Source organism: candidate division KSB1 bacterium, assembly GCA_022566355.1.
Taxonomy (GTDB): Bacteria; Zhuqueibacterota; JdFR-76; order JdFR-76; family DREG01; genus JADFJB01.
The window spans coordinates 23,539-45,697 of the sequence record JADFJB010000006.1; the positions used below are offsets into that span (position 1 = coordinate 23,539).

The following is a 22,159-nucleotide window of genomic DNA, read 5'->3' on the forward strand; positions in this document are numbered from 1 at the left end:
GTTACCTTAGCGATAAACAGTTTTCAAGCAAATATTTTATGCAAGTAAATTGATTATTTGTTTAACTCAGCATTTGTGCAATCTAATAGAAAAAATCTGTCTGCACAATTATGATCTCTTAATCTTCATCCGGATTTCCGCCCGGTAATAATAGAGCAGCCCGGTACAGGTAAGCAGCACACCCAACAAAGACGGAATGAAGGCCGTGATTAATGTAACTGCCATAAACCAAATTTGGATCGCCAAAACGATTATCAGTGTGTATGGATAACCCCAGGCTTTGTAGGGCCGAAGTGCGTCGGGATATTTTTTGCGCAACACCCAAATGGAACCGAAAGTCATGACATTAAAAATCGACGATGTGAATGAAAAAAAGTCGATTAATGTTACATAGGCATTACCTGCGAACCCGGCGCCCATGAGCAATACGGACGCCCAAAATGCTTGTACGAGAATCGCTACGTTTGGGGTTTTGTATTTTGGGTGAATTTTTGCCAATGGTCCGATAAACATACCATCACGAGACATTGCATACCAGGTGCGTGACTTGCATAAAATCTGCGTACTCACATTGCCAAAAGTATTCAACATCACTGCAATCGATATCAACATTCCGCCGGCCAAACCGGCTGCTTTACTTACAGCAGCAGTTGCTACCCAGGGAGCTTCTTGAATCTCGACTACGGAGAGCTGGTAAATATAGGCAGTATTGGCAGCCAGATATAGCAGAATGATACCGCCGATACCCAAAAATAGTACGAGAGGCAGGTTCCTGCGAGGGTTGCGGATCTCCTCCGCCATATAGGTTGGACCTTCCCAGCCACTGTAAGCAAAAAATCCATAACGCATGGCAGCGCCGAATGCCAGCATGGTAGACCAGTTGAATTCATCCGGCCAAAAGGGTGATGAAAAATTAGCGATCTCCCCCCCTTTGGCAAAGCAGACTGCGATTACAGCGCCTATTGCAACCAATTTCAGAAAACCAAAAACATTTTGAATGACACCGCTCAGCGATACACCGAAGCAGTGGCTGGTGGAATGGCCCCAAATGACCATAAGAGCGATAATTACTTCTGTAAGTTGTGAGTAATTCTCTCCGGTTATAGAGAAATAAAATGCATTCCCATATTCGGCAAATACCAGCGCAACTGCCGCAATGGCGGCCGTTTCCGACACAAAGAACATAGCCCAGCCACGCAGAAAAGCCACTATGGGTGGGTATGCCGCTTTAAGGAAAACGTAAGGCCCGCCGGATTTGGGCATCATGGCAACCAATTCCGCATACAGGAAAGCGCCTAGAATCGTGGCTATACCACCGACAATCCACACTCCGTAAAACAAACTTACTGAAGCAACTAACATCATGATGGGTGCAGGAGCGCGAAAAATGCCCGATCCAAGAATTCGATTGATAATGATCGAAAATGCTTCTATTACTCCAAGGTTGCGATTGAGTTCGGTTTCTTCGGTAAAGAATTCTTCTTCGGAAAATTTGTGTTTAGGGGACATGAAAGGAATTTATGATTTATGATTTACAAGTGATGATTTATTTTGAACGATTAGGACAGCAATAGATACGGAATGAAAATTTAACAGTCAATATTTAAAATAAAGGCAGGTCTTATTACGGTAAAAATTAAAGAGAGCAACCCTATTTCACTGAAGAATTAGTTTGGATATTTTTTAAAATCCGTACTACAAGCCGACGGCAATGTGTTTTTTTAGCAAAGTTTTGGTTTTTCTATGCTGCGTTTTGGAGCATAGATAAATTTGAATTCTGAAAAGTCAGTGAAGTAGACATAAGCAATTGCCCTTTGTGGAGTGTTTTTCAACAAATGCACCAAAGTCTTTCAACAACACGTTTCGACATGAAAGAAACAAGCTCATCTCCTAAACATGGCTGATCAGGCGTAACCTCCCACGAAAAAGAACGCTGCTTATATACTTTTTATGACAGAGTAAGAAATTGCTCCATGGTATTCTCCTCCATATCGATAGTCTGCACTATCCAATATGGTTGGGGAATGCCTGGAGTTTCAACTTTTGTTAAATTCATCCGTGTCAATCAGTGTAAATCCGTGGCTAAATCAAATTATTTGGTTGTGGTCCAAGGCCGCGCTGGGAAAGTCTGTGGCTTTTTATCATAAAGAACATTTATCCTTGAATAGGATTTGTTAAATCCAATATATTTCACTTAAAGGTTTAGCGTTTCTTAAAACCGAAGAATCAACCGGATAAATCGTTGTCAGAATAAAAGTTTTTTGAGGTAAATGAAGATTGTTTGATGTTGATTTTGTTCTGTATAAATCCTCTAACCTGGCGGCGTAGGAAATTTCTTCCAAAAGGAGTAAGGAAGAAAAATCCAACTAAATCTGTTAGAAATCCGGGTGTTAATAGTAAAAGTGCGGCAGAAAGGATGAAAAGACCATCAATCAGGGCATCGGTCGGTATTCGCCCCATTTGCATTTCTTCACGAATTCGATTCAAGGTTGCAAAACCCTGAATACGGGCGAGTGCCGCGCCTGCAATTCCGGTGAGAATAATGATTAAGAGGGTCGACGAAACGCCAATAGTATTGCCAACTTCCAGCAAAAGGGTTAATTCAATAAAAGGAACGATGGTAAATAGCAATAACAAGCGGTAAAACATATCAACTCCGTGATGAATGGTTAACTTGATCTATTTATTAACCTTATACGCTTAATCGAGGAAATGATCTTTTCATTATATTTTATGCTTATCATTCAGCTTTTTTAAATGTATGGAAATAGATTCCGTCGAGCGCCGGAAGACATAGTTTGCAGTTTTAAGCATAAAGCATGAATTCATGAATTACTCAGGTTAATGTTGTGGCTTGAATATATCTTAACAACAGACTAAAATCATACTATTTTTATGCAGGTAAACAAACCATCAACCGTTCATTTCGTACTGATTTTTATTTTCAGTATCGGCTGTGACAATCCATTTGCGTCGAGAGAAGTCGAAGCTCCGGAAACTCAGCAGGCAACAAACTGGATTCCACCGACCAAAGCCAGTGATGTGTTGGACAACCTGCTAAACGCAATCAAAGATCAGAACTTAACCAATTATATGAATTCGCTCACCAACACGGCATTGAACGGCAGGAAATATAAATTTCGTCCGGATAAGAAAGCGTTGATTCGATTTCCCGGTGTTTGGGACAACTGGGATTTAGACACGGAAACGACCTATATAATCAACGTATTTCAAGCGGTTCCGGACGACTCAAACTTGAGCATGATTTTTTTAGGTGAGGGGATAGAAACTCCCTTACCCGATTCGACTGTTATTATCCGTGACTATGAATTGTATGTTCCCCACATAAGAACAACCGGCCAGTTCCCGAGGTTGATTAAAGGCCGTGCGGAATTTCACCTGGCCATCAACGCCGAAGGTTTCTGGGCCATTTTCACATGGATCGACGACAGTATTGAAGACAATTCTTCATGGAGTGAATTAAAGGCATCTTTTACCCAATAAATACTCGGAATTTATGAAAAGACAATTTAACGCAAAACAGATCAAATCACGGGGAAAAATAAGATCTCCTATCCTTTCTAAACTATTAATGACGCTTGGATTAGGTGTTATCCTGGCCATATCGGTGCTGGTTTTCTTTGATCCCGGTGAAGCCAACATTGAACAATCTCCACCGGAAATCACAAATAATACTTTAACGACTAATCAAACCTGGGCAAGAGAATTTGAGAGGTTGATGCTTCAGCTTCATTTCTCTTCCGATTGGGCTAGAGGAATAGAAAAAATTAAAGATTCCGAATCTTTCAATCCAAATCGGTTTTTACTGACATTAAAATACCCGGTTGGATACCGGATTCATAAATTCATTTTTTCTGTGATTCAAATGTCTAAAAGGAAGCATTACCAGGTAATGGAAACCTATGAAAAATTCAGCCCGCGTGAAATAAGTGTCGGAATCTCCACTGCAAGGGGTGATTACATTCAGATGAATTACAAAGAAAATTCCGATCTGGAATGGCACAGCGGAAAGATCGCAATTATTATTGATGATTTCGGTTACCGTTCCGATCATTTTGTGAATGCATTTTTTGAAATGCCATACCCGATAACCATTGCAATCATTCCCGGAACTGAGTTTGCAGAACAAATGGCCGAGAAGGCACATCAAGCCGGATTGGATGTGCTTATCCATCTCCCGATGGAGCCACTTCAGGGAGAAGTGGAAAATAAGGGTTATACCATTTTCACGGGAATGTCTCTAGAAGAAATAGATTCGACTGTGAAACGGGCATTGGAAAATGTGCGCGGCGCGATAGGAATTAACAATCATATGGGCTCTAAGGCGACGGCGAATCGAACCACAATGCAAAGATTGATGCAAAGTTTAAAAAATCGTAATCTTTTATTCATAGACAGCATCACAAATCGAAATAGCGTGGCCTATCAACAAGCATTACAAGCTGGGGTTCCCACATTAAAATTAAGTACTTTTATTGATAATCCTGAAAAGAACATGCAGCTGGAAATTATTATGCGGAATACCGTGAGCCAGCTTTCACCCACGAATCCTGCTGTTCTAATCGGACATACCCGGGATGAGACCAGCAAAATATTACCCGGCGAGATGGCTAAATGGGCAAGAAAGGGGATCTCCTTTGTAAGTGTCCTTGATTTGTTGGAAAAACAGTAAATTTTGACTATATTCAAAATTTGATTTTTCAAATATTCAGCTGTTGATCAGCAAGAAATTAAATCTCTATGTGGAGGCAAAATGATACGGCTCGGGGTTAACATAGACCATGTAGCGACAATTCGACAAGCTAGGGAAGGACATGAACCCGAACCCATAGCAGCAGCCGTACTGGTTGATTTGGCCGGCGCCGATGGTATTGTCTGTCATCTTCGTGAAGACCGGCGTCACATCCAGGACAGAGACTTGAAATTACTTAAGGAAATCGTCAAAACTCACCTGAATTTAGAAATGGCTGTGACTTCCGAAATGGAAAATATCGCAATCAAGATATTGCCGGACATGGTTACCCTGGTACCGGAAAACCGCCAGGAACTTACCACAGAGGGCGGTATGGATGTAATCGGTCATTCTACCCGTATCGCACAAATGATTTCAAACCTGCATACGCACAATATTGTCGTAAGCCTTTTTGTCGATCCGAATATCCACCAAATCAAAGAAACATCTCGTATTGGCGCAGATTACATCGAGATCCATACCGGCGAGTACGCCAATGCCAGTGATTTAATTACACAAAATGAAGAACTTGAAAAAATAGTAACCATGGCTGCTGCCGCTACCAAGCTTGAATTAGGTGTAAGCGCCGGACACGGTTTGAATTATCAAAATGTGATTCCCATCGCTAATATCCCACAGATAGAAGAATTAAATATAGGCCATTCTATTATTGCACGATCAGTTTTGGTCGGGATGGAGCGTGCCGTCACCGAAATGCTTAGACTAATACGGTAGAAGTTTATTGAGAAATTCTGTTCTTGTATTGAGAGGCGGTAAAGTAGAAAGCTGCCATGTAATCCATGCAGCAGTTGTAGATTCAAAAAACAATCTGATTGCTAAAGTAGGTAATCCCAACCTCAAAACATTTATCCGCTCTTCAGCTAAACCATTTCAAACCTTAGCTCTTTTTCGTGCCGGGGTAATCGATCACTTCGATTTTGATGACAAAGAAATAGCTATCATTTCGGCGTCACATAATGGTGAAGTCTTTCATTTGGATGTCTTAAATTCCATTATCCAAAAGACCGGTTTGAAAGAATCCCAGCTGCTTTGCGGTTATCATTCACCATTTCATGCAGCATCGGCAAAACGGATACTGACTGAAAACAAAACCAAAAGTTTGTTGCAAAACAATTGCTCCGGTAAGCATCTGGGTATGTTATCTGCCTGCCTTGTTAAGGGATATTCGATGGATTCCTACATAGATCCGGAACATCCGCATCAAATAGCGATTCGCGAGATCATTTCCGAATATAGCGAAATACCATACGAAAATAGTGAATTTGGAATCGATGGCTGTGGAGTACCTGCGTTTTATCTGCCTCTAAAAACAATGGCATTGATGTTTACGAAATTTGCTTCTGGCAAAGATTCAGATGTGGTTCGGATCAGGGAAGCCATGGCAAAATATCCGGAATTAGTTGCTGGTACACGCCGTTTCGATACCCAATTTATGCAAACAACACAGGGAAGGGCAGTATCAAAAGTTGGCGGTGAAGCAGTGGAGTGTTTTTCTTTCTTTGATTCACATGGAATGGGTATTGCCTTGAAATGTGAAGACGGCCAATTGCGTGGTGTTGAGCCTGCTGCGATTGATATTCTGCTTCAAATGAACTTGATTTCTGAGAGTGAAGCGATGACTATGGATAATTATTGGCGTCCGGTTCTGAAAAATCATGTTGGTGTGGAAACCGGTCGAATTCTAACAGATATTCAAGTTGAGTTTCTGAATCAGGGATAAACAGGAACCTTGGTAACTCAATTCAAGTATACAACAAAATCAATTAATAGAAACTAACAGTAGAAAGCGGATACAGTTGCCCCCGAAAAGACGATTTTCCATCCTTTCAATTTTTTTATCCTCACTTTTCTTTTTTATTGCTTGTGAAAAAAAAGCTCCGGTGGAAATCGTTGAGTCTATACCGACAATATCCGTTTACAGCATCCCGGATTTGATCAAACAGAATTCTTCAATACCAGTATTGTTTATGGTACAGGCTGCTGATCCACAAGGATTGAATGATCTATCGCAAGTAAACTTCTCATTGATTAACGAAATGGATCTTATTCTTATTGCTCCTGCCCCGATGTATGATACAGGTCTGGATGGAGATATTATTCGTAACGACGGGGTCTATACTTTCCAGCTTACTCCAAAAACATCGAATCTTTCTCCAGGTCAATTTTTTGTTCACTTTCAGGCGATCGATCATGATGGCAATGAAAGTGAAATTGCGATGGATACGGTTTTGGTGGAATCCGGTGGTGATGGTTCTGCCCCCACAATAACCACGGTAGATTTTCCTGAATCCCTGTCTATAGATTCCGATACCGTGTTAACACTCGTTGTTAGAGCTGAAGATGAAGACGGAGATTTGAATGGCCTTGATTTAAGTATTTATCAAGAAAATTCACTGGATCCTTTTTTATCCGCTACCCTTATTCTTGCTAATAACAATGAATTTCGAATGGATCTAAACACATCTATTTTTACCCAGACCAGGTCGAATTACCTGTTTCGGTTTTCGGCGTTTGATCTATTAGAAAATAAAAGTAAACCGGTTGTAAGGAAATTCTATTTAGAGCGCGTCGCTGCCAATGATCCACCGCAAGTTATAGCGGTAACTGCTCCGGATACAATTTCCCGATCAGGCGAAAATACATTCCTCCTGACAGCGCAGGTTACAGACCCGGATGGGTTAAGTGATATAGCTGAAGTAACCATGAACAGCTTTCTGCCTGGCGGTACGCCGGCTTCAGACAATCCCTTCTTATTACGCGACGATGGAATCGGTGGTGATGTAGAAGGTGGCGATGGCATATATTCACGCATTTTTACAATCGGTCAGTCAAACGCCACGGGAATATATCGTTTTGACATACAGGCCAAAGACAAAGCAGGACAATTGAGTAATATTGTTTCACATTCCATTACAGTGATCGAATAATGAAAAAGTGGGTTCAAAAAAGTTTAGTCTTTCTGGTTTTAATCGGACCAACCGTAAACGGACAAATACTCTCAAAATCATTTTATGATTTGGATAATCCTTCCGCAATCATTTCAGGGAATGGCATAGCTGATATCCGCTATAACAATGGCCATCTTTGGATCGCGACTGGCGGTGGTCTTAGCCGAACCCAGGATGGAGGAACGAATTGGTTTAATATCAAGGAAGTGGAGGGTATTGGCAAAGGCAGTATCTCTGCGATTGCATTTAAGGGAAACACCATCTGGATTGCCACTTCCTTCGACACTTTAACTGATGATGCCGGTTTATTATCTGCCGGCGGTGGCCTTAGTTATTCCGATGACAATGGTTTAACCTGGACTTATTTTCCTCAACCAGGATTAACGAATGTTCAAAACATAACTTTCGATATTTCTTTTGTCGATTCTACCATCTGGATTACCAGTTTTGGTGGCGGCTTAAAGCGATCCGACAATTGGGGCCAATCCTGGCGCGATGTACCGCCGGATTCTTTCTTTTTTGATCCATTAGCTAATCTAAACCACCGGGCATTTTCTACCATTTCCGCGGACGGTATTCTTTGGGTGGGAACAGCAGGCGGCATTAACCGCAGTTTTGATAAAGGCGAAAGTTGGGTTAATTTTAATCATCAAAATCAGGAATATCCCATTTCAGGGAATTTTGTAGTTGCTCTGGCTTTTCAAAAATGGCGAGATCGTAATATTCTTTGGGCGGCAACAAGAGAAGCAGAAGAACGTGATGAGTTCAGGGCTGTGTCATATAGCGAAGATTTTGGCTTCACCTGGAAAACTACGCTTCCTGGTGTCTTTGCCCATAACTTTGCCTTCGACGATTCTACAGTTTATGTCGCTACAGATCGAGGTTTATTCAAATCGATAGATTTTGGCCTGACCTGGGCGAGTTTCCAAAATATTGTCGATGCCAATTCCGGGGAATACTTATTGGCCGAGGATATATTTTCAGCTGGTGTTTCTCCCGGACAAATATTGTGGTTAGGTAGTGAAGGAGGCCTTGCGAAGACTGATGACGATGGAGATACCTGGACTCTATTTCGCTCCTTCGAAACTTTGCTTGATGAAGAAAATATCAGCGAAACCTATGCATACCCAAATCCGTTTTCGCCTTTGCGTCATAATCCATTTAATGGCGAAGGCCACGTGCGATTCCATTACCGGGTAAAAATATCGGGAACAGTTTCAGTCTCTGTGTATGATTTTGCCATGGCATTAGTGAAAAATGTAGAAGAAGGTATTTCCCGAATGGGTGATTCCGAATATGATGCGGTGTGGGATGGCAGGAATAATTTTGGCGAACGAGTGGCAAATGGCGTCTATTTTTATCGCGTGGATCTGCCGGGTGACAACCCGGTTTGGGGAAAGGTCATTGTAATTGACTAAACAAAACTCGAAATTCGAAATATGAAATTCAAATGCATTAAAATAAAAAGTCTCATTAAAGCAATAGCAATTGTGAGCTTTATTTCATTTTCTCAACATATTCCCGTGGCTACGGCAGATACTCCGGCAGGACAAGCCGGCGCGTTCCTTCGAATGGGTATTGGAGCTCGCGCCATGGGCATGGGTAATGCCTTAACCGGCCTGGCTCGCGATGGATTTGCAGGATATTATAATCCCGCCAGCCTGCCCTTTATGAAGAGACCGGAGCTGGTATTTTCCCTGGGCCTGTTATCGCTGGATAGGAAACAAAATTTCATAGGATTCTCGACCTTCTTACAACCAAAATCAAAAGTTGATACCTTATCCACTAATGGAAATGTCTTTCGCGGAGGGATTGCTTTTGGTTGGGTTCATGCCGGTATTTCGGATATCGATGGGCGGGATAGCGATGGCAATCATACCGGTATGTTGTCGAACACCGAAAATGCTTTTTTTGCTTCATTTGCATTACAACCGAAAGAATACATAGGAATCGGGCTGACCGTAAAAATTGTTCAGAACCGCTTGCCCGGATTAGAAAAAGATGAGGGCACGTTGAGTGCAAATGGTCTCGGTTTTGATTTGGGATTGTTTTCTGAGCCCATGACCAATTTGACATTAGGATTAGTTGTTAAGGATATTAGCACTAAATATACCTGGGATACTGAAAATGTTTTTGCGAGAGGTTCCAGAACCATCAATGAATTTCCCATGCTTGTGCGCTTTGGTGGTGCTTACAAATTTCAGCAAGAAACCCTTCTTTCGATGGATGCTGAATTCAACGAAGAGCAGGGATGGCGGATTTACTTGGGTGGTGAGAGAAAATTCAGGGAATCCTTTACGGCAAGAGCGGGCTACAATTCAGACCGCCTTACATTTGGGTTTGGGGTTCAATTCAATATCTGGAATTTTAAGGGTGAATTGGATTATGCCTACGATACAATTTCGATTACACCCAATGCTGAACAACATATTTCCTGGCGTCTCATTTTTTAAGGTTTTGGAATTTCAAAGAAAAGAATCATGGCAAAATATTTGTTAACGATTTTACTGGCTTTAAATATTGTCTCAACTGCTTTGAGTCAATCCGGACTTTCTTTTCTAAAGATAGGCATTGGAGGCAGGGCTTCAGGCATGGGAGAAGCTTTTTCTGCAGTAGTCGATGATGCCACAGCGACTTACTGGAATCCTGCCGGTTTAATGCAACTCAACCAGCAACAACTCTTTCTGATTCATAATGAATGGCTTGAGGATGTTCGCAGTGAATTTGTTACATTTGCCTTGCCGACGAAAAACTATTCTATTGGCTTCAGTCTCAATAGTATCAACATAGGCGATATTGAACTGCGAGGACGTCAGCCTTCAGTCGATCCAATTGCCACCTTCACAGCGCATGATCTTGCACTTGGTTTATCTTATGCTCGTTCGATTACAACGGAATGGGATGTCGGGGTCACCGTAAAATACTTATTTGAAAAGATATACATCGAAGAATCCAGCGGGATTGCCGGGGATATTGGCGTTCAATATCATCCGGCGGTTATTCCCATCAAATTCGGTATGACATTGCAAAACCTCGGGAGGATGAATAAATTAGGAAGCGAATCACCAGAATTGCCCCGTATATTCAGACTTGGACTTGCTTTTAATCCAACCATATTACAAGTGGATCACTTGCTTTTTGCCGGAGATTTTGTACATGATTTTGAGGGCAACTCCCATTTTCATGTGGGTACAGAATATCTTCTGAAAGATTACTTGGAAGTCAGACTAGGATACCAAACAGGTTATGAAATAAAAAGCATTCAATTTGGTTTCGGTTTCCGGTTCGATAAAATCTTGATGGATTATGGTTATGTGCCATTGCAGAAGAATTTCGGACAGGGGCATAGGTTTTCGTTTGGAATCAATTTTTAAGAATTTGATTAAGTTATTTTTTTATTTGAGCATATGCTGTAGAACTGCAATCAGTATTGGAATAATGATTGTTGTAAGTAGAGAAAATAAAACCGGTGTATCAAACGACCATTCATTCATCCTTTTCAGGTATTCTTGGATATAACATAACGTACCGTACTGCTCCATGTTTTCTGCCGATGGATTACTAAATATATTTTGCAAACTTTTTTCAAAATAGATTGCAAGTTGTTTAAATTTTTTTCTCGATTACCATAATTTGGTGAATTTTGATTTGGGGAATTAAAAAAACTCCTAACACAAAAATTCCTGAACCGGATATCCAAGCTAGGGTTATAAAACTCATTGGGATTGGACTTAGCCAAACCCCTAAATATATCAGCGTTATCGCAATCATTAAATTCACTGAAACAAACCGCAAAAATTTCCCTATTTCTCTTATACTCATATCTGGATTTTGAAAATTCAAATGGTTTCCCGGTAGTTTTGAAATCTTATTAATCAGAGAAACCACACCATAAACAAATAAAACATGATGAGAAACTAGAAAGCACCAAATAACAAATGCAATTATTCCGCTTGTATTTGAAGCTTGAGTTCCAAACCATGGCTTTTGAAATTGAAAGAACTTTGTAACATGAATTAAGCTTAAAACAAGAGGAGGCCCTAAAAAGCTAAATATTACAAAATCTCTTCTTAATTTGAACAGATTTTCCAATTCAGATGAATACCATGTTCTTATAGTTTCTTTAGGAAGCTTTATGAAACTATTCATTGCGTAAAGCAGATTTTCCAAACGATAAAGATTTATTGAGGGTAGAAAGCCTGCATAACTTATTATAAAACAATATATTCCAAATGCGGCTAAACCATAATGAGTACCGTGACCAATGAAAATCAATAAGTTTTGCAAAAAAAAGATAAATATTCCCACAAATAACCAAAATATGATCACATTTATTTTCAAGATTCGAGGAATTTTCTCTTGCCAAGGCACTAATAACCTATTTCGCTTTATTTGCCTTTTTGCGTCGAACTTAAGGAGTAATTCTATCTCATTAGTGGTGTTTTTGAAAATCTTCTTCTAATTTAGTTTTACTCATACTAAACAACACACATCCTATATTAATTAAAAAGTATTTGCTGAATTGTTTCTCTTTTTCATTATTTTTTTATTAAAGCTTATTTGTGATATTAAGCTCACAATTATCAAAAAATAACCTAATAGAAACAATTCCCACCAAAAAGAATCAGGTTTGAATTCAACCAATCCTTGTTGACCTTTCTCCACATACATAGCGATCCCTGGTTGCAAAAAGGCTGTAAAATCTAAAAGGGATCCAATAATAAACAAAATAAATCTTTTATAAGAAAAACTAAAATGAAGGTTGTATTGCAGTACAATAAGGCTCCATATAACAAATACTAATGAAATGAGAACCGGGCAAATCCAAGGTGCAAGCCAAATACTAGGGACGAGAAAAAGTACATCCCACTCAAAAAGACTGACAGGCCAACCTATGATTAACTTCAACCATATGTAATAGAAAATATCCCATAATCCAAAAATATATAAGAACGTAATAAATGCTTTTGAGATACTTACGCCAGATACAAGTACAGCAACAGAAAAAATCATCAAAAGTGTAGAAATCTCTCTCCCAATTTCTAAAGAATAGTTAATTTGTGTAAGAAATTTAAGAGGAAAAATATTTTGAATATTGTCTTGATAGTACAATTCTCGTAGATAAACAACGATCGTACTTTCCAAGAAGGCCATAGAAATGGCAAAAATAGATATCCAGACTAATTTATTCTTCATAAAAACACTACTAAACTGTATATATTTAATTGGATTCGTATCTAAGTACAATATAATTTGTTTTGTATGTACTACTTTTTTGATTGACATTTCAAGATATTTGGATTCAAATAGTTATGCTAATAAATTATAATTAGCCATGAAAACTGTTTTGGTAATATGCACAGGAAATTCTGCCAGAAGTCAAATGATGGAAGGTTTACTCAACCATTTTGGCAATGGAAAAGTTCAAGCCCACAGCGCGGGCACTAGGCCCTCGACAATAAATCCATTTGCGATCGAAGCCATGACGGAAATTGGCATCGATATTTCAACCCATTATTCAAAATCCATCGATGAATTTTCCAACCAAACTTTTGATGTAGTTCTTACTGTTTGCGATTCAGCACGAGAAAGCTGTCCCTTTTTTCCCGGTGAAAAAATCATCCATAAGAGCTTTACGGATCCGGCCGCATTAGAAGGCTCGGATCAAAAAAAATTGAAGCTTTTTAGAAAAGTCAGGGATGAAGAGATGGAATGGGTCGAAGACTTTTTGAAGAAATAACTGATAGCTTTTCATTAAAATACAAACTTTATAAATGTATAAAATGTAAGAGATATGTGAAGATTGTTCATCCCAGAGAATTTTTGAAGATTATTAATGACGTAATCTAATACGAAATTTTTGATATTTGGTAGTTTGGCAATTTTTCTTTTGAGTCAGAAATAGATCTGTTAGTAATTCTTTTATAATTTCTTCTCAGCAATTTCCCGCAATGTGGAGACATCCAATCCTGCTTGATTTGCAAAGTTTAAAGCTCTTCTCAAACGGTCCGGTGCTGTCCGGCCCATACATTTGTGATCCGGATCGCCTTCAAATGCTTCTAACATGCCGGTAATCACCCTTTCTCTTTCCAGCTCCTGGCCAACCAGCCAAGCTTGAACATCCATGATGTCATTGGCTACTTTTCGGACGAAGTCTTCATGATTTTGCCACAACTCACCCACGGAACCTCCTTTAATTAATCCCGCAATATTGATCGTTATGATATAGACATTTTTTCGCACCAATTCGAATTGGAGTTCGTCCTGGTCTTTAAGTATTCTTGTAGGAATATCGATTATCTCCAGTCCTTCGCCAATCAATCCGGCATTTGGTCCGTAAATTGGCGATGGCAAAAGCACATTGGCATCCATGCCTTTTTTCTTTTCAAACCAGACTGAAATGACGGTTGGATGGGTTATTTCGAAGGCCTGCCAATCCCGCGGAAGAAGTTCATTTTGTAGCAAAACAAGGCGATCTCGCCAAATTGCAGGTATCTCTTCCAGAACATTGTTTAAGTCCCCTTCCGCAACGGATACCAGGACAGCTTTTGGATTCTGAATCATATTTGCTTCAATCTTTATATCCATACTTCGAATGATGGGGTAAACCGGATGTCCTGTTGCCAAAATTCCTTTAGCAAAAACACCACCTAATTGTCCCATACCAACAATAATTACCTTCGCTTTCATTAAGCTCTCCGGGGTTAAAATCCATATTAGAAATACAATGGCTCAAAATATAAGAATGAATCTAAAATTTCAATGCTTTCCGGTTAGATTGGATTTTCAACAAAAGTATAAAATTTTGTTGTATTTTAATGCTGAAATCGCTAAAATCATCTGTTATTAATTTATTAATGGAATATTTCATTTTGACAAGGAAAGTCATGAGAGTCACAATATTATTATTTATTCTTATTTATCTTCTTCCTGTTAACATAGACGCCCAACCAGCTAGGTTTTCACGAATAGAAATCACTCCGAGCTTTGGGGCTTTCCGAATTAGTAATGATGCCTTCAGCAGGTTTTATGACAATCGATGGTTATATCCTGCTGGTGTATCTATTGATTACGCATTAAATCCATCTTTACATTTAAATGTACGTGCAAAATTTTCCCAAAAAAATTCATCTTATTTTGATGAAGATCTCAATGAGAATGTAGATCTTAAATGGGAGCAATCGTGGTTTGGTATCGGGATCCAACGTTTTACTTCTTCTCCCTTTTCCAAAAGCAGAAGTTATTTTGGCTTTGGGTTTGCATTTTTTCAAATTGATGAAAACAAGGAGGGATATCTCCTGAGGGAGTTGAGTAGAAGTTCATCAAGCACCAATCCGAAAGGGTTTTTCATATGCGGTGGTTTTGATCGCCCTGTTTCAAGTAAAATAAACTTTCGTTTTGAAATCGAGGCGACTTCAGCGGGTGTTGGAGATGGATTTGGATTCGAATCACAAAGCCTGGGAGGGATTTATATTGGTTTGGGGATCAATTTCAATTTATTGTAATTGTATTTGAAAAATGAATTTTTATAATATTTTGTTGACATTTTCAAAATTAATTCTCAATTTAGTGCGAAGTTAAACCCTTCACAATTATTTATATTTTCGAGAGGAGGTGATTTCGAGTGGCCGAAACAGCATATTGTGTAAAGTGTAAAGCAAAAAGAGATATGATAGATGCAGAAAGAGTGACAATGAAAAATGGGAGACCGGCAATGAAAGGTAAGTGCAATACTTGCGGAACCGGAATGTACAAAATATTGCCCTCAAAGTAATTAACTGCTTTTGCCGGATACAGGGTGAGTAATTGAAAGTTACATAAATTTGTTAAAGAGGTGGAGAGAGCATTCCACCTCTTTAACTTTTATGCTGGCTAGGGATTGAGTATTTATCATTTGACTCTCTGCAATTACATCAAAATTGCTAATTACGATTTATCTATCCCTTTTTCCAACCTTGTGAAATTTTTTGTTAGCGCTTTGAAGCTTTCTTTTTAATGCGTTTAAATCAGTTGTAAATTATTATTGATTTGCAAGTTTAAGGTGATAAATTATGCTTGTAGTGCTACTTAGTGCTCGGGAATTCTGAAACTTGGAGAAATTTATATTTTGTGAATTTGTTAACTTTAAAATCTTTTAGAAATATCTTTTCACAATTTTTAATCTTTCTTCTTATCTCAATATTTCATATTAGTGGATTAGCACAAGACCAGGTAAGTCCAAGAGAACAAATTTTTGGTGAAGTCGATAAATTAATAGAAGAAGCTCAACTTCTTCAAGCCAGTCTCTATTCGCCCAAAAATTTTTCAAAAGCCGTAGAAAAATATAAGGAAGCAGAAAGAAGGTTCCAAAGAGGAAGCAACTTAAATGATATTCGTAAAAGACTGGTTGAAGTAGCGGATTATTTAAATAAATCAATCGAAACATCAAAATTGGCATTAGTGGCGTTTATTGATATTAATGCAGCAAAGAAAGCCGCCATGAAAGCTGATGCTGATGTGCTTCTTTCCGAGGATTGGCAAAAAGGTGTAAAACTATTAAAGGAAGCCGCCGAGAAACTGGAAAGTGGAAATTCAACAGATGCAAGAAAAAAATCCGGCCTAGGGGAATTGCATTTTCGAACAGCCGAATTAACTGCAATAAAAAATAAATTTTTGCTTCCTACCTGGGATTTACTAAATAGAACGAGGGAGCTCAAGGTTGAAGACCATGCACCGAAAACTTTGGAAAAAGCCAAACGCTTGGCTGCTCGTGTAGAGGTTCTGTTAAATCAAAATCGATATGATACGGATGAAGCGTTACAGCTTGCACAAGAAGCAAAATATGAGGCTGTTCATGCAATTTACTTATCTCAGCTAATTAAGGGATTAAAAAAATCAAAAGACTATGAAGGTGTTTTGCTGGAATCTGAAGCGCCTTTGCAAAAAATCTCATCAGAATTGCAATTGAATCTAGAATTCACTGAGGGGTTACAAGTCCCAACTAACAAAATAATCACTGCAATCAAAGTATTGGCTAGTAAGATCCGCAAAGATGAGTCAACAATTGACCAGAAGAACCAGGAAATCAAAAATTTGGAAGAGCAAGTTGAAACAATGAAGGATCGGCTAGGTAGTGCAACCGAAACTGAAAAAGAGCTGCAATCGAAATTAGCAAAAATTCGTGACGAAGAAGAAAAAATGAAAAGAATTTCCAAAATGTTTGCTACCAGCGAGGCAAATGTACTTCGGAGTGGCTCAAATATCATCATCAGATTATATGGATTGACATTCCCGGTTGGGAAGGCTATTATTGAACCACAATATTTTCAATTGCTTTCCAGAGTTAAAAAAGCATTTGATGAATTTACCAATGCACAGATTATCATTGAAGGTCATACGGATTCCAGGGGATCTGATGAGTTAAACCTAAAGCTTTCTCAAGATCGCGCACAGGCAGTCGCTCGATATTTTACTGCGATTGAAGAAAATTTGTTGGGCAAGATTCAATCAGAAGGTTATGGTGAATCGAGGCCGATTGCAAGTAACAATAGTGAAGAAGGCAGGGCAATAAACAGGCGTATTGACATTGTTATTACCCCGGTCAAATAGAATCACGCAGGTATATTTTGGTGTTGATCGAATATTGTTTTTATATGAATCTCATTTAAAGCAATTTTAAGAACCTCCGAACCAGCCCCGGATTTGTAAGCATTCTCACTTATAAACCTTCTCCACAAACGAGCATAAGGTATATGTGCAAACAATCCTAGCATAGGTCTTGTAATTCTCTTGAGAGGAATTCCACGCTGCACCTGTTCTTCTATGTAGGGTATCATGGCATTAGCAACCTGTTCTCTACTAATCTCTTTTACCTCTTCGCCATAAAACCTGGAATCCACTTCGGCAAACAAAAACGGATTTTCATAAGCAGATCTGCCTATCATAACTCCATTCACATGTTGAAGATGAACTGAGATATCTTCCAGCGTTCGCACCCCACCATTGACTTCAATAATAAGGTTTGGAAATTCACTTTTTAAGCGATAGACTTCTTCATGCCGGAGTGGGGGAATTGAACGATTTTCTTTTGGATTCAGTCCTTTTAAAATGGCTTTGCGTGCGTGTATCATGAAGCGGTCACAACCGCCTTCGGTAACAATCCGAACAAAATTCGCAAGATCTTCATAAGTATCCAGATCATCGATACCAATCCTGTGCTTAACCGTTACTGGAATACAAACAGCCTGTCGCATTTTCTCGACTGCAGCAGCAATCAATTCAGGTTTCGCCATTAGGCAAGCGCCAAAATTACCGTTTTGCACCCGGTCGCTGGGACACCCCACATTGATATTCACTTCATCATAACCCCAATCTTCCGCAATTTTAGCGCATTCAGTCAACAGCTTAACATCATCCCCGCCGATTTGCAGAACCAATGGTTTCTCCATCTCTGAAAAGCCTAACAGCTTTTCTCGATTTCCCCGCATGACTGCACCTGTCGTGATCATTTCTGTGTATAAAAGTGTTTTCCGTGTAATCTGGCGCATAAAATAACGAAAATGCCTGTCGGTCCATTGCATCATGGGTGCAATACTCACAGGCCATTTTTTACTGCGTAGATCGATATTTTTCTTATTGAATTCCATACTAAATGATAAAAGATAGTACTCGATTTGTTCCCGTTTTATAAAGTTTACTGTTTTTTTGTATCAAATTCTTTAGTTTTCCGATTAAACGATTTTGTAAATAATGCCGCCCAGAAGATAGTTCCCAGAATTTTTGTTCCAGCGCCAATAACACCCGGAATCGTTCCGGACACTTTCGATTTACCAATCCGTTTTCGATATCGCACCGGCACTTCCAGAGATGGAATATTCTGCTGCGCCGCTCGGATCTGCATTTCAACAGTCCAGCCATAATTCGGATCTCGCATCCCTAATTCAAGAAGAGTTGAATATCGAATCGCTCGAAATGGACCTAAATCAGTAAATTTGACCTTCCAGATTTTCTTAATTAAAAAGCATGCCAGCATATTTCCAAACCTGGCTTGTAAAGCCAGGGAGCCTGGTTCTGTTATCCCTAACAATCGGCTACCGATTACCATTTCCGCTTCTCCGGATAAAATCGGGTCTACAAGCAGGTGCATATCACCAGGATAATCACTGAAGTCGCCATCTAAAAATACAACAATATCACTTGTTTGAATGGCTGCTATTCCGGTCAAACAAGCTGTCCCATATCCTCTTTTAGGTTCCTGAACAACCCTAGCGCCGTTGTCCCTGGCAACCGAACCGGTATTATCCGTTGAGCCATTATCAACGACAATAATTTCATCGATCCATTCGGGAATGGCTTGGATGACTTTATCGATAGATTTTTCCTCATTATACGCAGGAATGATGACGGTTATCTTGGCATTAGATTTCATTAGCAGTTAAAAATTGAGTAGTGAAATGAGGGATTTTTTTTGTTGAATAATAAATCTCACGACCTAAGAAAATCCAAATGGGTATATATTCAATCCAAACAATACCAAAATCAAAAATGTCGACCATACCCCTTGAATCAAAAAAGTAGCGTAAATAATAGAGGGGCAAAGTTGCTGTCAACAAAAGCAAAGAAAAGCGCGGCCTGACGGTAAGTAAAGGAAGCAACCACAGGAAATACCATGGGAATTGTGTTGGAATTAAAAAGAATAGCGCTGCAATAGTCCATTGACAATGGTCTACAAAGGCCTTTGGGCTCTCTTGCTTTCTCAGTACAAGATAGAACATCCAAGCAACCATAAGTATCACGACGATATATCTAGCTGTCAAAAACTTAAAGCCTGGGTGAATGCTAAATAACCCCAGCCCCAGTTGCGATCCCCATACCAATAATTTGAATATGGCGTCGTTCAGCTGCCATCGTTCGCTATAATTAATAAATCCGGAATTCTCGTCAAACCCAGTAAGATACACTGGCGCCAATAAAGCCAAGACAATCATCGTAAAAAGAGCTATGGATAGAGTCAATTCCTTAGGTTTCAGCAATTTATTTTTCAAAAAAAACGGCAGTAAAAGCACCGGCCAAAGTTTAACCCCAACCGCAAATGCCAGTAAAACAATTGCTGAAAATCTTTTGTTTCGCAGGTGGACTAACACTGCTCCGATAATGAAAGGGAATATGAGCACATCCATATGAGCTGAATTGAAAATTTCTTTTATAAGCAAAGGATTCCACCAGTAGATTATCAACCAAAATACAGACAAATTTAATTGCCGGAATATCTTAAATAACAAGAATAAAGTAATAACATCAACAGCCAACAGAATAAAACGCCAGGCAATTATATCCCAGGGACTTATCATATGTGCAAGCGCAAATGCAATTTGCGTAACCGGCGGATAAACCGTTTTTAAATCGGAATGATTAATTTTTCCCAGAATTCCATTAGACTCACGCGCTAATTCCAAATAGTCTTGCGGAATTTCCCCTGGTGTTTTCTCAGTATTCTGAATTTCATAGGGAGAATATTTGTATGGATTCAATCCATTTGCAGTTACAGCTCCATCCCATAAATATCGATTGAAGTCAACTTCCAGAATGGGGGTTGAGCTAATCATCAAAAGCCGGAGGATAATCCCGACGGCGAAAGTCCATGCTATTATTTTCTTCGATTTCTTAAGCGTTGAAATTCTCCTTACTATTATAAGATAGATTATTGATGATGAGACAAGAAGCAAAACAAGAAGTATAACCGGTTGCTCGGATATTGGAATTTCAGGGCTGAATTTTTTGGAGAGAAGAACTAAACAACACGTTAAACTGAGAAGGAGAACCCCGCTTAATATCCAAAGATGATTTGCAAGAAAATTTTTTATGATCCGGAGAGAGGAAGCCAAGTTGCCGTTCCAATATAATTACAGAGATTTATGTCTCAAAAATCAAGATACATATCATCTGTATTGATTGGCAAAAGAAGAAATAGAGATATAATAAAAACCCATTTGGAAAAGAATGAAAAATGGCAACGAAAAATAAAACCCTTGAGCTGCGAAGTAGAACATTCCATAGGTGAAATAACAGGCAATTATAAATTCCAGAACAAAAATGTAGTCTTTTCCTGTTCTGTAGGTTTTCTTACGCCAGGAATCTTTCCGAGATTTGACACCAAATTTTGGCGTCCGCTTAAAATCACTCTGTCGGTGAAGCAATGCTTCCAATGCTGCCCGACCATTGTTTAATGATAGGCCAATCCCCATTGCCATTACTAAAGGGAGAAAAAGCACATAAGGCCAGCGTTTACCCATAGCTTCTTTCATTGCGAAGCTATAATAAACCATTATAGAAAGAGTTGCTGAAAAAAACATTATAAAGTAAACGATTGTTGGCCACAATTTCCCGGTGCCTGCTGTGTATTTCACCACAGGAATCATGAGTAATGCCGGAACTAACATAAATAAATATGCAAAATTATTGCTTAAGTGGATAATGGCTTCAAGTCGGATAAAAAAGGGAAAATTGGATCGCCATATCCTTGGGATAAGTTTTAAAGCGGTTTGAACCGATCCTTTTGCCCATCGATATTGTTGCCCCTTATAGGCATTCATTTCTATAGGTAATTCGGCTGGTGAAATGACATCCGGTAAGAAAATAAATTTCCAGCCTTTAAGCTGTGCCCGGTAGCTCAGATCCAAATCTTCAGTTAGTGTATCATGCTGCCATCCACCGGCATCTAAAATTGCTTGTCGACGCCAAATACCTGCCGTCCCATTGAAATTAAAGAACCGTCCGGATCTATTTCTTGCTAAATGTTCAATAATAAAATGGGCATCGAGAAAGATTGCTTGTAGTCGAGTTAACAATGAGAATTTTCGATTTATATGTCCCCAACGAGTTTGCACCATTCCGATTCCTGGTTGCATCAAATGTGGAATGCTTTTCTTCAAAAAATCAGGATGTGGAACAAAATCCGCATCGAAAATAGCGAGAAATTCGGACTTGGATTGTTCCAATCCCAATTTTAAGGCGCCTGCCTTAAATCCCAAATTAGTGGGCCGATTAATGTATTCAATTCGATATCCCTTTTTTTGCAAAAGACTGACCAATCGTTTTGCCAGTCGAATTGTAGAATCCGTGGAATCATCCAATACCTGTATATGAAGCTTTTCTTTTGGATAATTAAGCGAAATAGCAGCTTTAATTAACCTTTTAATCACATAACGTTCATTGAAAATGGGCAATTGAACTGTAACCTCGGGCCATTCAGTAGGAGTTTTTGGTGAAGAGAAAATTCTGTTTTTATGTTTTTTATAGGTATATAATAGAAAATATTTGTGAAGCCCAAATAGAGCAAGACAAGTTAATGCAAAAAAATAAAAAACGAATATGATTACTTGGTCCACTGCGAATTCAATCCTTTCCAATAATATTGAATGTACAAAAAAGCTTTAAATGAAAAACTAATATCAACCTT

21 protein-coding genes are annotated in these 22,159 nt (G+C 39.1%); 11 read left to right on the forward strand and 10 right to left on the reverse strand.

Annotated features, from left to right (window positions below; translation table 11 throughout):
* Window positions 1–108: 108 nt before the first annotated feature.
* Window positions 109–1,509: an amino acid permease gene (locus tag IIC38_02265; protein MCH8124777.1), complete on the reverse strand. Its 1,401-nt coding sequence runs from the start codon at window positions 1,507–1,509 to the stop codon at window positions 109–111.
* Between the two features lie 717 nt (window positions 1,510–2,226).
* Window positions 2,227–2,649, reverse strand: a complete 423-nt coding sequence (locus IIC38_02270) for an FxsA family protein (GenBank protein MCH8124778.1) — start codon at window positions 2,647–2,649, stop codon at window positions 2,227–2,229.
* Window positions 2,650–2,895: 246 nt separating this feature from the next.
* Here IIC38_02270 and IIC38_02275 point away from each other — a divergent pair, with 246 nt between their 5' ends.
* The 8 genes from IIC38_02275 to IIC38_02310 all read left to right on the forward strand — a co-directional run bounded on the left by IIC38_02275 (window position 2,896) and on the right by IIC38_02310 (window position 11,096).
* Window positions 2,896–3,504 carry a hypothetical protein gene (locus IIC38_02275; protein MCH8124779.1) on the forward strand — a complete coding sequence of 203 codons (609 nt, stop codon included), beginning with the start codon at window positions 2,896–2,898 and terminating at the stop codon, window positions 3,502–3,504.
* A gap of 13 nt (window positions 3,505–3,517) precedes the next feature.
* Window positions 3,518–4,693 (forward strand): divergent polysaccharide deacetylase family protein, encoded by a 1,176-nt coding sequence (locus IIC38_02280; protein ID MCH8124780.1) that lies wholly within the window; start codon window positions 3,518–3,520, stop codon window positions 4,691–4,693.
* 81 nt (window positions 4,694–4,774) lie between these two features.
* The gene (locus IIC38_02285) at window positions 4,775–5,488 is read left to right on the forward strand and encodes a pyridoxine 5'-phosphate synthase (GenBank protein ID MCH8124781.1); all 714 of its coding nucleotides are present in this window, start codon (window positions 4,775–4,777) and stop codon (window positions 5,486–5,488) included.
* 7 nt (window positions 5,489–5,495) lie between these two features.
* Window positions 5,496–6,494 (forward strand): asparaginase, encoded by a 999-nt coding sequence (locus IIC38_02290; protein ID MCH8124782.1) that lies wholly within the window; start codon window positions 5,496–5,498, stop codon window positions 6,492–6,494.
* Between the two features lie 76 nt (window positions 6,495–6,570).
* Window positions 6,571–7,701, forward strand: coding sequence for a hypothetical protein (locus IIC38_02295; GenBank protein ID MCH8124783.1), 1,131 nt, complete (start codon window positions 6,571–6,573; stop codon window positions 7,699–7,701).
* On the forward strand, window positions 7,701–9,140 hold the full coding sequence (locus IIC38_02300) for a hypothetical protein (GenBank protein MCH8124784.1): 1,440 nt from the start codon (window positions 7,701–7,703) through the stop codon (window positions 9,138–9,140). The genes IIC38_02295 and IIC38_02300 overlap by 1 nt, the downstream gene beginning before the upstream one ends.
* 21 nt (window positions 9,141–9,161) lie before the next feature.
* On the forward strand, window positions 9,162–10,175 hold the full coding sequence (locus IIC38_02305; GenBank protein ID MCH8124785.1) for a PorV/PorQ family protein: 1,014 nt from the start codon (window positions 9,162–9,164) through the stop codon (window positions 10,173–10,175).
* Between the two features lie 27 nt (window positions 10,176–10,202).
* A complete protein-coding gene (locus IIC38_02310) occupies window positions 10,203–11,096 on the forward strand; it encodes a PorV/PorQ family protein (GenBank protein MCH8124786.1) in 894 nt (297 codons plus the stop codon).
* 21 nt (window positions 11,097–11,117) lie between these two features.
* Here IIC38_02310 and IIC38_02315 read toward each other — a convergent pair whose 3' ends face one another.
* The 3 genes from IIC38_02315 to IIC38_02325 form a co-directional block, all read right to left on the reverse strand.
* A complete protein-coding gene (locus IIC38_02315) occupies window positions 11,118–11,300 on the reverse strand; it encodes a hypothetical protein (protein ID MCH8124787.1) in 183 nt (60 codons plus the stop codon).
* 28 nt (window positions 11,301–11,328) lie between these two features.
* Window positions 11,329–12,093: a hypothetical protein gene (locus IIC38_02320; GenBank protein ID MCH8124788.1), complete on the reverse strand. Its 765-nt coding sequence runs from the start codon at window positions 12,091–12,093 to the stop codon at window positions 11,329–11,331.
* Between the two features lie 132 nt (window positions 12,094–12,225).
* A complete protein-coding gene (locus tag IIC38_02325) occupies window positions 12,226–12,918 on the reverse strand; it encodes a hypothetical protein (protein ID MCH8124789.1) in 693 nt (230 codons plus the stop codon).
* A gap of 139 nt (window positions 12,919–13,057) precedes the next feature.
* On the opposite strand from IIC38_02325, the gene IIC38_02330 reads away from it, so the two are divergent.
* Window positions 13,058–13,462, forward strand: a complete 405-nt coding sequence (locus IIC38_02330; protein ID MCH8124790.1) for an arsenate reductase ArsC — start codon at window positions 13,058–13,060, stop codon at window positions 13,460–13,462.
* Between the two features lie 182 nt (window positions 13,463–13,644).
* Here IIC38_02330 and IIC38_02335 read toward each other — a convergent pair whose 3' ends face one another.
* Window positions 13,645–14,412: a hypothetical protein gene (locus IIC38_02335; protein MCH8124791.1), complete on the reverse strand. Its 768-nt coding sequence runs from the start codon at window positions 14,410–14,412 to the stop codon at window positions 13,645–13,647.
* Window positions 14,413–14,609: 197 nt separating this feature from the next.
* Between IIC38_02335 and IIC38_02340 the strand changes: the two genes are divergently transcribed.
* Together IIC38_02340 and IIC38_02345 are read left to right on the forward strand one after the other, a co-directional pair.
* Window positions 14,610–15,227, forward strand: a complete 618-nt coding sequence (locus IIC38_02340; protein MCH8124792.1) for a hypothetical protein — start codon at window positions 14,610–14,612, stop codon at window positions 15,225–15,227.
* A gap of 604 nt (window positions 15,228–15,831) precedes the next feature.
* A complete protein-coding gene (locus tag IIC38_02345) occupies window positions 15,832–17,310 on the forward strand; it encodes an OmpA family protein (protein MCH8124793.1) in 1,479 nt (492 codons plus the stop codon).
* Window positions 17,311–17,312: 2 nt separating this feature from the next.
* On the opposite strand, the gene dusA is transcribed toward IIC38_02345, so the two are convergent.
* The 4 genes from dusA to IIC38_02365 form a co-directional block, all read right to left on the reverse strand.
* Entirely contained in the window at window positions 17,313–18,347 is a 1,035-nt protein-coding gene (gene dusA / locus IIC38_02350; GenBank protein MCH8124794.1) for a tRNA dihydrouridine(20/20a) synthase DusA, read from the reverse strand.
* Window positions 18,348–18,394: 47 nt separating this feature from the next.
* Window positions 18,395–19,129 (reverse strand): glycosyltransferase family 2 protein, encoded by a 735-nt coding sequence (locus tag IIC38_02355; protein MCH8124795.1) that lies wholly within the window; start codon window positions 19,127–19,129, stop codon window positions 18,395–18,397.
* Window positions 19,119–20,306 (reverse strand): DUF2029 domain-containing protein, encoded by a 1,188-nt coding sequence (locus IIC38_02360; protein MCH8124796.1) that lies wholly within the window; start codon window positions 20,304–20,306, stop codon window positions 19,119–19,121. The genes IIC38_02355 and IIC38_02360 overlap by 11 nt, the downstream gene beginning before the upstream one ends.
* A gap of 333 nt (window positions 20,307–20,639) precedes the next feature.
* On the reverse strand, window positions 20,640–22,100 hold the full coding sequence (locus tag IIC38_02365; GenBank protein MCH8124797.1) for a glycosyltransferase: 1,461 nt from the start codon (window positions 22,098–22,100) through the stop codon (window positions 20,640–20,642).
* Window positions 22,101–22,159: the final 59 nt, after the last annotated feature.